The organism is Sedimentibacter hydroxybenzoicus DSM 7310 (assembly GCF_013403245.1).
GTDB classification, from domain to species: Bacteria; Bacillota; Clostridia; order Tissierellales; family Sedimentibacteraceae; genus Sedimentibacter; species Sedimentibacter hydroxybenzoicus.
Map to the genome: position 1 here is coordinate 69,318 of NZ_JACBNQ010000017.1, position 10,851 is coordinate 80,168.

The window sequence follows — 10,851 nt, forward strand, 5'->3', positions numbered from 1 at the left end:
ATATAGGTTGTTATTAAACAATAAGTTTTTGTAATGCTAGCTCGCATATACTTAGTAATTAAGAGGAAATAAATGAAAAAAGATATTTCGGATTTAAAGATAATTATCCCTTTTTCAAAGGGCTATCAATATTTAATTGTAATTTCTGCTGTTGCAACTATTATTAAGGTGGCTGCAAGCTTTGCTATGCCGCAAATTATAAGGTTTACTGTTGATTCCGTAATAGACAATGTTCCTTTTTCCTTCAATCAAACAATTATGTATTTTATTGAGTTGGTTGGCGGCAGAGAAGGTATCAGACAAAATTTATGGATAAGTGCCGCAATTATTTTAATTTTAGCAGTAATTACTTCGTTCAGTGATTTTATCGGAAGATATATCATCGCTAAAGGGACGGAAGGAATAATCAAAAATATAAGAAATAATTTGTATAATCATATTCAAAAATTACCATACAGTTGGCACGTTAAGAATCAAACGGGAGATATTATACAAAGATCCACTTCAGATGTTGATGTTGTAAGAAATTTTATAAGCACTCAGCTGTCGGAAATGTTCAGAACAATTATGCTTGTTATCATATCATTGATTTTGATGTTTTCTATGAATGTTAAACTGACATTGATAGTTTTAATTTTTATACCGGTTGTAGTTTTATATTCGTCTATATTTTACGGTATATTGTCTAAGAAGTTTTTAACTGCGGATGAAGCGGAGGGTGAGCTTTTTACTGTTACACAGGAAAATCTGACAGGTGTCAGAGTGGTCAGAGCTTTTGGAAGAGAAAAATATGAAATTGATAAATTTTCAGAAAAAAACAATAAATTTTCTGAGCTTTGGGTTAAGCTCGGTTACCAATTGGGATATTATTGGGGCATAGGAGATTTTGTAACGGGAAGTCTGGTTATGACTATAGTTATTGCGGGTTCAATTTTTGCTGTTGACGGTGCGATAACATTGGGAGAATTTATGGCTTTTGCTTCTTATACTGCCATGATAGCATGGCCTCTGAGAAGTTTTGGAAGAATTCTCGGTGAATTAAGCAAGACAAAGGTTTCATTGGAAAGAATATGTGAAATATTCAGAGAGCAGGAAGAAACGGATGATTCTGATTCTTTAACGCCGGATATGAACAAGGATATAGAGTTTAAAAATGTAACATTTAGGTATGAAGGCAATACACCGATACTTGATGATTTGAGCTTTAAAATTGAAGCGGGAAGTACCTTTGCTATATTGGGAGGTACAGGCTCGGGGAAATCTACGTTGATGCATTTATTAAATCGTCTTTACGATTTGCCGGACGGCTGCGGCACCATAACTATTGGTGGTGTGGATATAAGAAAAATAAAAAGGGAAAGCTTAAGAAAAAATATAGGTATGGTGTTACAGGAACCATTTTTATTTTCGAAAACTATTAAGGAAAATATAGGTATTGTAGATTCCGATGCAGATATAAAACAAATAAAAGAGGTATCATCGATTGCTCACGTTGATGATGCAATAGAAAATTTTTCAAACGGCTACGATACAATTGTTGGTGAAAGAGGAGTAACATTATCGGGAGGACAGAAGCAGCGTGTTGCAATTGCAAGGATGCTATTGCAAAACACACCTATAATGGTTTTTGATGATTCACTGTCGGCTGTTGATTCAGAAACTGATGCTAAAATTCGTGCCGCATTAAAAAACGGAAAGAAAAGTTCTACCGTAATTCTGATTTCACACCGCATTACAACTCTTATGCAGGCAGATATGATTTTAGTGCTGGATAGAGGCAAAGCGGCTGATATTGGGACTCATGAAGAATTATTAAGAAGAGACGGCATTTATAAAAATATTTATGATGTTCAGATGAATATTGCCGATGTTGACGGGACGGTGATTTAATTGAATTACTATGAAGATGATAACACCTATAAATCGCTTGACATTAAGCCCTGGCTTAAGTTAGGCAGATTTTTCAAGCCTTATAAAAACAAAATGATTGTCTTAGTTGTATTTATGCTTATTACTGCAGTAATGGATTTATCGTTGCCGTTATTTCAGAAATATGCGGTTGATACATTTATTATACCTAAGACGACGGATGGATTAAGTAAGTTTATATTAATATACTCATTAGCATTATTGTTAATGACGCTTTCAGTCAATATCTTTGCCCGTATTGCTATCGTAATAGAAATGTATATCGGAAAGGATTTACGTGAGGAGATATTTGAACATTTGCAAAAATTATCTCTTTCTTATTACAATCAAACACCTGTCGGCTATATATTGGCAAGGACCATGAGTGATACAAATAAAATCGGAACAATGATTGCATGGGGATTAGTTGATGTATTTTGGTCATTTGCATATGTAATAGGTGCATTTGCTGCAATGATGTCATTAAATTTCAAGCTTGCAATGGTGGTTATGTCGGTTGTTCCGTTTATGGCGATAGTTACGGCTTATTTTCAGAAGAAGCTTCTTGTTTCCGGCAGGAGATTAAGGAAGGTTAATTCCAAAATGACAGGCAATTTCAATGAAGGAATAACCGGTGCAAGAACTTCAAAAACTCTGGTTATTGAACATAAAAATCTGGATGAATTTAAATCTGTAAGCTTTGAAATGGAATCAACGGCTGTCAGAATGGCCAAATTAAACGCCATATACATTCCGATAATTGTTTTCTTCGGTTCGGTAACATCTTCCATCGTTTTAGCAAGAGGCGGACAGCTCACAATGAATCAAGTTATACAAATAGGTACTTTATCGGCATTTTTATCATATGCAATAAACATTTTTGAACCTATACAAAACCTGGCAAGAATCTATTCCGAGATTGTTTCTCTGCAGGCAAACATAGAGAGGGTAACAGAGCTTCTCGATATGGAGCCATTAATAAATGATAGTCAGGAAGTTGTTGAAAAGTATGGAGATAACATAAATCCTAAGAAGGAAAACTGGGAGCATATAAAGGGTGAGATAGAGTTTAAAAATGTTACTTTTAAATATCCTGACGGTGATGAAGAGGTTCTAAAAAACTTCAACCTGCATATCAAGCCGGGAACCAATGTAGCAATAGTGGGAGAAACAGGAGCTGGAAAAAGCACCTTGGTTAATCTTGTATGTAGATTTTTTGAACCCACAGAGGGTGAAATACTAATTGATGGAGTAAACTATAAGGAAAGGTCTCAGCTATGGCTGCATTCAAACATCGGATATGTTTTACAGAACCCTCATTTGTTTTCCGGAACGATTAAGGAAAACATACAGTATGGTAATCTTGATGCAACAGACGAGCAGGTAGTGAAAGCTGCGGAAATAGTTTCTGTTGATAAAATAGCACAAAAGCTTGAGGATGGATATGAAAGTCAGGTCGGAGAAGGCGGGGATAAGCTTTCAACAGGAGAAAAGCAGCTTATATCCATAGCAAGAGCCATTCTGGCCGACCCTAAAATATTTGTATTGGATGAAGCAACATCTTCAATTGACACGGAGCTTGAAAGCTTAATACAAAAAGGAATATCGTATTTATTAAAGGGAAGAACCTCTTTTATAATTGCTCATAGATTATCAACAATTAAAAAAGCAGACATAATCTTGGTTGTTAAGGACGGAAAAATAGTTGAGCAAGGTACTCATGAGAATCTAATTAAAGCAAAGGGATATTATTATACTCTTTATACTAAACAGTTCGAAGAGGAACAAACCTTTGAGGTTTTAAAATAATTGATTACAAATTTTTAACATTGACATAAAAATTTGTATATGTTATGATTTTAAATAACTCGGTCTCGCGCAACGAAATCCTGCGAACGTGTCAGGTCCGGAAGGAAGCAGCAATAAGTGGATCATTTCGTGTGACGTGAGGGTGCCGAGTTATTTTTTTATTATTCTATCTGTCATCTGCATAAAATATCAAACTGTATCTTTTAAAGGGTACAGATGTGGATATAATATAATTATAAGATATATATGCGGAGGTAATAAATATGAATGATAAAGTAATTAAAGATATGGTTTATACATCTTTGTTTGCTGCTTTAATATGCGTTGCAACTTTTATAATTAAGGTCCCATCCGTTGTTACAAATGGATATACACACTTAGGTGACGGTTTTATATTTATTGCCGTAACACTTTTAGGTAAGAAAAATGGTGCATGGGCCGGTGCAATCGGGGCGTCCTTAGCCGACTTTATCGGTGGATACAGCTTTTATGCGTTACCAACATTTATAATAAAATTTGTCATGGGATATATAATGGGTACAATTATAGAGAAGTTACCGGATATCAAGCATAAAAGAATTATAGGCTCTGCAGTGGGGAGCTTATGGCAGATATTTGCTTATTATGTAGTAGGTTCGTTAATGGTTGGTAATTTTATTTCAACATTAGTCGAAATACCGGGCAACACTATACAATCAGTAGCGGGTATAATAGTAGCGGTTGCGTTTACGGGAGTATTTAAGCATACACCTATAGGAAAAAATATGTTAGAATGTTAATATAAAAAACTGGGTCAAAATTAGCGGGTTTGTCAATAATCTGAGAAGATAATTAAATAATTAATTATCTTCTTCCAAAATAACTTTGTTATTTTGGAAGTTTTATAATAAACTTACTTATTTAAATAATCCTTTATTTGTTCAACATCATTTTTTATATCTTCAACAACATTTAGCTTGTCGGTTAATGCCGAAATGATATTTTGGTAATTCTTTTCTCTTTCTTCTTGTCTTAGGTCTCTTTTTTCTTGAGTTTTTATTATGTAAAAAATCAAAACTACACATAGCAGTGTCCATATTCCTTGAGTTGCAGCTATTTCAATTATTTTTTCTTCCATCATATCCTCCTGTCTTTATATGAAATTTATGATTTTTCACATATTTCCTTTATAATGCTTATTCCTCTATTTTTTGCTCTATTGACAGCTTGTCTTGAAATACCCAGACTTATTGCTATTTCCTGGTCTGAAAATCCGTATATGTACTTTAATATTATTATCTTTTTTTGAAGATTGGTTAAATATTGAAAGTAATCATATTCGAGGTTGCTTAATTCATCATCATAATAAGGAATATCATTTATAAAAGTATTTTCATCATCCAAATAAATAATTTGAGGTGAGTCTTTTTGTGCTTTAGATAAATTTATGCATGTGTTTGTAAAAAATTTATCAATATAATTTACAATTGCTCCGTCATTTTTGGAAGACATTCTGTCTATGTCAGTATTTTTTATGAATTCTAAAAATTTTATTGTAATATCAGTAACTGAAGTTTCGTAGTGCAAGCTTCTGCCACACTTTTTTATTTTAGGTAAAAACATATTGTAAAGTACCAATACAGCATCCTCATTCCCCATTTGTGCAGCTTTAAAAACTGAGAATAAACTCATATTATCTCCTCCCTGTAAAAATCCGCTTGAATATTAAGGACAAGTAAGAAAGGGAATTTGTAAACCTGCCCTAAGAATTTTCACAAAGGGGAAATATTAAATTTTGAGTACTAAAAAAGACGCATTTCAAGCTTCATGCCTATTCAGCATTAAGCCGCAAATACGTCTTATTTATTGTAATATATTATTAATTATATTGTGTTGTCATGGCTTAATTGAATAAATTTGAAAAGCCAATTGAAGTAAATTATGTAATTTGATTTTTTTAATTATAATTATAGCCATATCCTGTATATTTTCTCCTGAACTCCTATTTTTCTTTAAATTAATTTTAATAAATTTTACAGTTTAATTCAATAGTAGGGTGACAAACAGTATGTTTTTTTATATACATAACATCTGCATTATATGTAAAAAAATATTTTGAATTAATTTTAGAAATGATATATTTTAAAGAATAATATAGTTTTGTGTTCTACATGGAACTTTTTCATTTGAAAAACGTCTATTAAAATAAGAAAGGGGTAATAGTAAAAGAATTAATAAGTTTATACCTAAGAACAGGGGGGATATAATATGATGTACAGACTTTTGCTATGTGATGATAATGAAGAACATCTGAATATTTTGGAAGAGCATATTAAAAATGTGCTTGAAGATAAGCAAGTATCATATACATTCCACAAAACAATGTCAGGTGTAGAATCAGTTGAGATGTATATGAAAAGAAAATACGATTTGGTTTTTATGGATATAATGATGCCGGGAATAAGTGGAATTGATATCTCAAAAAAAATACTTGAAATTGATCCGAATGCCATAATAATTTATGTTACATCATCTATTGACTATGCTGTCAAAGCTTTTGAACAATTTGCATTTCACTATTTAGTTAAGCCCATAAGTGAAGAGGCTCTTGGGTTAGTATTTGAAAAAGCATTTGAGAAAATTGAAAAGAATATTCTATATAATAACGAAAAGAGCTTTTTTGTTATTAAGAAAAATGGGAAGGAAATAAAGATTATAGATAGAGATGTCCTATATTTTGAAAAAGAGAATAATTACATCAATATTCAGATGGAAAATCATAAAAATGAAACAGTACGTATGACTTTTAAGGAACTTGAGAATATTATTGATATGGAATTGTATTTGAGATGTCACAATGGCTTCATAGTCAATAAATCAAAAATAAAATCTGTGTCAACAAAGGAAATAGGACTATTTGTTACAGATGCAAAGATTCCTGTAGGCAGGAAGTATAAAAAAAGTCTAATGGGTTTTTAAAAAAATAAAAGCATATGGAAAAATGTCATTTATATAAAAAATCTTGCTTTTTATATAAAGTAAATTGTTTAAATGATTATCATATAGTATAATTTATTGAGTAAGGTGAAAGGAATGATTAAAACAATGGATAATACAATTTTTGTTTTTGCATTTGTTTTGGTAATGATAATTATCACTATTATATTATATTTTTATACTAAGAATAAAAAAGGTAAGCCCATAGCTAATAAGAAATTAACATTAGCCATAAGTTACACAATTTCTGTACTTTTTATATATTTTATTTTAAGAAAAGTCTTTGATATTGATAGTATAAATCCTATCATGCCTATGGTGGTTGCAATTCCTTTTTATTATTTAAGTTACAAACGTTAGTGTGTTATGATTAAAAAGTATGGATTTATATTTATTATCTATTGTCAAGAAACTAATGATAAACCCGCTGAGCGGGTTTATCATTAGTTTGAATAATTTTGCTACTTGTTTCATTATAGATAACCTAAATATGCTGCAAGATTGTTGTTAGATATAAAAGTTGTTCCAGTACTAGACCAGGATCTTATATCCCTTAGTTCTCTTTTTGAGATATTGCCATTAGTTAAATCGTTTATTGTTGCAAATACAAACTCTTCTTCAAACTCAATAATTACATATTCGTTATTATTTAAGGTGTTAGCTATTGACTGAAGTTTATTTGCAACTATTTGTTTTCTTGTTGGTGCTGCAGTTAGCAGACCTAAAGCAGTACCTGCTGTAAAAAACAATGGACCAGCAACGAACAATCCTGGGGCACCTATCGCTGTTGAAAGAAGAAGTATTGTCCAAGAATTTAGACCCGAATTTGAAAGGTTCGTAATCATTTGTAATACTCCAGTCTTAGAAATTGAAAGATATGTGCTACCAAGTCGTCTTGTCTCTGTAGATGACATAATGTATTCCTCCTTATATAATTTTTTAGACTATATTAATTTAAAAGAATACAATCCGGATTTTTAAAAATAAACTTTCAAGTTAATATGGTCTTGTAATATATAAAGACAAATTTCATATGTCATTTGTAAACATGAATACATTTACTCTATTAAATTAAAAAATTAAGGGAATCAAAAGAGTACGAGACATTGATTATATAAAATAAAACAGGAGATAATTAAATTGCCTCCTGCCGGATTTATCATTCAAAAAAAATTATTGATATCAAATCAGCCCCATCATATGATTCGGTTCCTGCTGATTTGGAAATTACATAGTTATCTATTGTTATTTCACAGTTCTCTTCAAATGGTTCTGTTCTGCTATATCTTTTGCACTTTCATAATCAAAGTGTATGGAACCTTGTTTTCTTATATCATCATCATGGATTGGAAGCTTTTTGATTCCTTCCTCGTCAGCAACAAAATATATCATATTGACGCCATATCCCTCATCGAAATAGGATATTAATTTCCCAGTTAATGTGGTTTCACCTGTAAATTCACACGTAATTCTGAATAATTCATCGGGAGCATCCTGAGTTGTGATGTATTGAATTCCAATGCTCTCAGCAGTCATACCCTTTATAGTATCACCTTCGAAAACTCTAACGAGTTCATCACCATCACGGAAATATCCATAGGTGTAATTTTTTCGTACAGAATCTTTTCCGTCCGAACTTTTACCATATCTGAAGCTTATGCTGTGTGGATTTTTAACATCAGTTATTAACTCGAATTCATTAAGATTATCGCCTTTATTTTCTTTTAATCCATAAGAAAATTCATCTGTTGTCAGCAGTTTTATTTTTGATAATTCATCGTATCCAAAAAAGTAAATTTATTGAACCTAGTTTTTTTATTATTTACCTATCATATTCGGTTCATTATTCTATTGCTTCAGGATTTATAAATTCCGGCGGATAAATAACTCCGGTTTTGTCTTCGCCGTTTACAGATATTATTATGCCGTCAGTGTGAGGCAATGTCGTAAAAGTATAAGCTAAAGATTCAATCATCATTTGTTTTAAATCTTCCCTATCCTTGTAGGCGCTCAAAAAACTATCATTAAAATTTAGTGTAATTATGGTACCCTGCTTAGTTACATCGTTTAACACAACATTTTTCGGTATTGGGCTTACACCATAAGAAAGCTTAATATCTTTGTATACATCAAACAATTTTTGTGCCTGAATTTCAACCGTATCACTTGCAAGTATACCTGATGATTGTGTATCTATCTGATAATCAAACAAGTAATATCTGCCATCTATTTTATATGCCATGTAAAGCAAATAATTTCTTTCAATATTCGGCAACAAATTTATTGCTTCACCGGAACGTTCATGAAAATACGTATCTACTTTTTTTCTGTCAACAGTAAAGGTTATACTGTGTATCGGCCAATATCTGTCCACATCAAAAATTGTTTTTACGAATGATTCATAAGCTAAAGACGAACCGGCACTCCCTTCATTATAGGCCGTGTATGAGCTTGGTATGTCTATAACTACATTGCCGTTATTGTATGTTGTATTTGTTACATCTTTTATAACAGTTCGCATCTTGCTGCTTAACGGACCGTTTTGAAGCTGCTCTATAGCCATTCTTGTAATGGATTTATCCTCAACAACAAAACGTGTTACAGGGATTAAAGCATCTGAATTCTCTGTCGCAAAATAAAGGGTCAAGCCTTTTGTACCCGTAGGTGCTTGCGTTTTAGCCGGATAATATGTGCCTGCCGTGTCATAGGTTACATTTACCGAAATTGAAGAATTATCCGAATTTGCAATAAGATTGGAATTAAATACAAAGCTGTAAGTACCGTCCTCCAAGCCTAAACTTTCTTGACTTATATCCAGACTTGTAACTATGGGATTATTCTTATTCACTATAATAGACATATTAACGGAAGGTGATACTGATTCAAGTTTTTCAACGCCTTTTCTAATTAAGCTGTTTTCTTTATATATATCAACAGTAAAAATACTGTTTGAAACACTTTTAGTAACCACTTCATTATCTGATTGGTGGTGTATTGTTATTGATTCAGGATTTAATAAATTATATTCTTCAGTAATTAATTTTAAATCATTTATTTCTTCCGGAGTTTCTATTTCTATTGTTCCTCTGTAATCAATGGGAGCAAGATTGAATAGATATGTGGAAGAAAATAAACCTATCAAGCTAAGTATAATAATATTGTTGAATATTTTCATAACAATACCTCATTATTATTTTTAATGAATCTATTATATAACATTTCAATAAAAAAACAAAGTTTTTTATACAGGTTGCTGAAAAAGTCCCCCTGAGACCTTGTCGTTCAGATAATCAATCCTCAGAGACATAACTTTCAGGACATCAATATCAGTTTAACCATTTTATCATATAATATATAAAATAGGTTTTAGGGGTGAATAATATGGGCAGACGAGGCTGTGAACCTGAAATACCAAAAATAAACAGAAAATTTTATGATATTATTGAATTAGTATATATTTTAAATAAATTATCTGATAAAAAATGTATGGATGAGCGTACAAGGCAATATCTCATAAGTATTTTAAAAGATATTGATTTTATGAAGTATAAATTCGACAATTATAGATGTGAAGAACCACCAAAGAAATTTGATAAGATAGGCTGCAACGCTTATGATTGCTCCAGTCCCGATAATAAGAACAGTTTTATGGATCAAATAATATTTTTTTTAAAATCATTAAATGATGAGGATTGAAGTAACACTTAAAAGGGGTAGTGAATAATATATAGAAAAATCAAATTTAGGAGGTTCTATATGTTTAACAATATATTAGGAGACAATGGGGATAACTTATTATTCTTCTTCTTGCTATTGGTAGTTTTATTCTGCTTCTGCGGCGGAGACGATGGATTATTAGGAGGAGTTGGCGGATTTGGTGACGACAGCAGCTTATTATTCTTCTTCTTGCTGTTAGTGGTATTATTCTGCAGCTGTGGAGACAGACTTGGTGGAATAGGCGGACGCGACTGCTAATTGAACATAATTGAATTAAGTACTCCATAAGCATACGATGACCCAGATTTGCGATTTGATGTGTCGCTTATACTGCAAGTGAAAAACTTCCTGATTACTCAGGAAGTCAGGTTATTGACAAACCCGCTAAAAATTAGCGGGTTTTCATAATAATTAAGGAAAGACACATGAAAAATCAATCTT

General features: G+C 31.8%; 12 protein-coding genes and 1 other RNA gene. 8 read left to right on the forward strand and 5 right to left on the reverse strand.

Annotated elements, in window-relative coordinates; all coding sequences use genetic code 11:
- The first annotated feature begins 72 nt into the window (after window positions 1–72).
- From HZF24_RS13420 to HZF24_RS13435, 4 genes are all read left to right on the forward strand, one after another.
- The gene (locus tag HZF24_RS13420) at window positions 73–1,890 is read left to right on the forward strand and encodes an ABC transporter ATP-binding protein (protein ID WP_179238848.1); all 1,818 of its coding nucleotides are present in this window, start codon (window positions 73–75) and stop codon (window positions 1,888–1,890) included.
- Window positions 1,891–3,717 (forward strand): ABC transporter ATP-binding protein, encoded by a 1,827-nt coding sequence (locus HZF24_RS13425; protein ID WP_246346149.1) that lies wholly within the window; start codon window positions 1,891–1,893, stop codon window positions 3,715–3,717. It abuts the gene before it with no gap.
- A gap of 56 nt (window positions 3,718–3,773) precedes the next feature.
- An RNA gene (ffs, locus tag HZF24_RS13430) (signal recognition particle sRNA small type) lies at window positions 3,774–3,872 on the forward strand.
- A 108-nt stretch (window positions 3,873–3,980) separates the two neighbouring features.
- Window positions 3,981–4,496, forward strand: coding sequence for an ECF transporter S component (locus HZF24_RS13435; protein ID WP_179238849.1), 516 nt, complete (start codon window positions 3,981–3,983; stop codon window positions 4,494–4,496).
- 113 nt (window positions 4,497–4,609) lie between these two features.
- On the opposite strand, the gene HZF24_RS13440 is transcribed toward HZF24_RS13435, so the two are convergent.
- On the reverse strand, window positions 4,610–4,834 hold the full coding sequence (locus tag HZF24_RS13440) for a BhlA/UviB family holin-like peptide (RefSeq protein ID WP_179238850.1): 225 nt from the start codon (window positions 4,832–4,834) through the stop codon (window positions 4,610–4,612).
- Between the two features lie 26 nt (window positions 4,835–4,860).
- Window positions 4,861–5,388: a sigma-70 family RNA polymerase sigma factor gene (locus tag HZF24_RS13445; RefSeq protein WP_179238851.1), complete on the reverse strand. Its 528-nt coding sequence runs from the start codon at window positions 5,386–5,388 to the stop codon at window positions 4,861–4,863.
- A 576-nt stretch (window positions 5,389–5,964) separates the two neighbouring features.
- On the opposite strand from HZF24_RS13445, the gene HZF24_RS13450 reads away from it, so the two are divergent.
- Window positions 5,965–6,675, forward strand: a complete 711-nt coding sequence (locus HZF24_RS13450; protein WP_179238852.1) for a LytR/AlgR family response regulator transcription factor — start codon at window positions 5,965–5,967, stop codon at window positions 6,673–6,675.
- Between the two features lie 126 nt (window positions 6,676–6,801).
- Window positions 6,802–7,053 carry a hypothetical protein gene (locus HZF24_RS13455; protein ID WP_179238853.1) on the forward strand — a complete coding sequence of 84 codons (252 nt, stop codon included), beginning with the start codon at window positions 6,802–6,804 and terminating at the stop codon, window positions 7,051–7,053.
- A 113-nt stretch (window positions 7,054–7,166) separates the two neighbouring features.
- Here the strand turns inward: HZF24_RS13455 and HZF24_RS13460 are convergent, their stop codons facing one another.
- From HZF24_RS13460 to HZF24_RS13470, 3 genes are all read right to left on the reverse strand, one after another.
- The gene (locus HZF24_RS13460) at window positions 7,167–7,607 is read right to left on the reverse strand and encodes a hypothetical protein (RefSeq protein ID WP_179238854.1); all 441 of its coding nucleotides are present in this window, start codon (window positions 7,605–7,607) and stop codon (window positions 7,167–7,169) included.
- A 331-nt stretch (window positions 7,608–7,938) separates the two neighbouring features.
- Window positions 7,939–8,229, reverse strand: coding sequence for a hypothetical protein (locus tag HZF24_RS13465; RefSeq protein WP_179238855.1), 291 nt, complete (start codon window positions 8,227–8,229; stop codon window positions 7,939–7,941).
- Between the two features lie 307 nt (window positions 8,230–8,536).
- On the reverse strand, window positions 8,537–9,868 hold the full coding sequence (locus HZF24_RS13470; protein WP_179238856.1) for a GerMN domain-containing protein: 1,332 nt from the start codon (window positions 9,866–9,868) through the stop codon (window positions 8,537–8,539).
- 206 nt (window positions 9,869–10,074) lie between these two features.
- On the opposite strand from HZF24_RS13470, the gene HZF24_RS13475 reads away from it, so the two are divergent.
- Both HZF24_RS13475 and HZF24_RS13480 read left to right on the forward strand, forming a co-directional pair.
- Window positions 10,075–10,389: a hypothetical protein gene (locus tag HZF24_RS13475; RefSeq protein WP_179238857.1), complete on the forward strand. Its 315-nt coding sequence runs from the start codon at window positions 10,075–10,077 to the stop codon at window positions 10,387–10,389.
- Between the two features lie 60 nt (window positions 10,390–10,449).
- Entirely contained in the window at window positions 10,450–10,668 is a 219-nt protein-coding gene (locus HZF24_RS13480) for a hypothetical protein (protein ID WP_179238858.1), read from the forward strand.
- The last annotated feature ends 183 nt before the right edge of the window (window positions 10,669–10,851 follow it).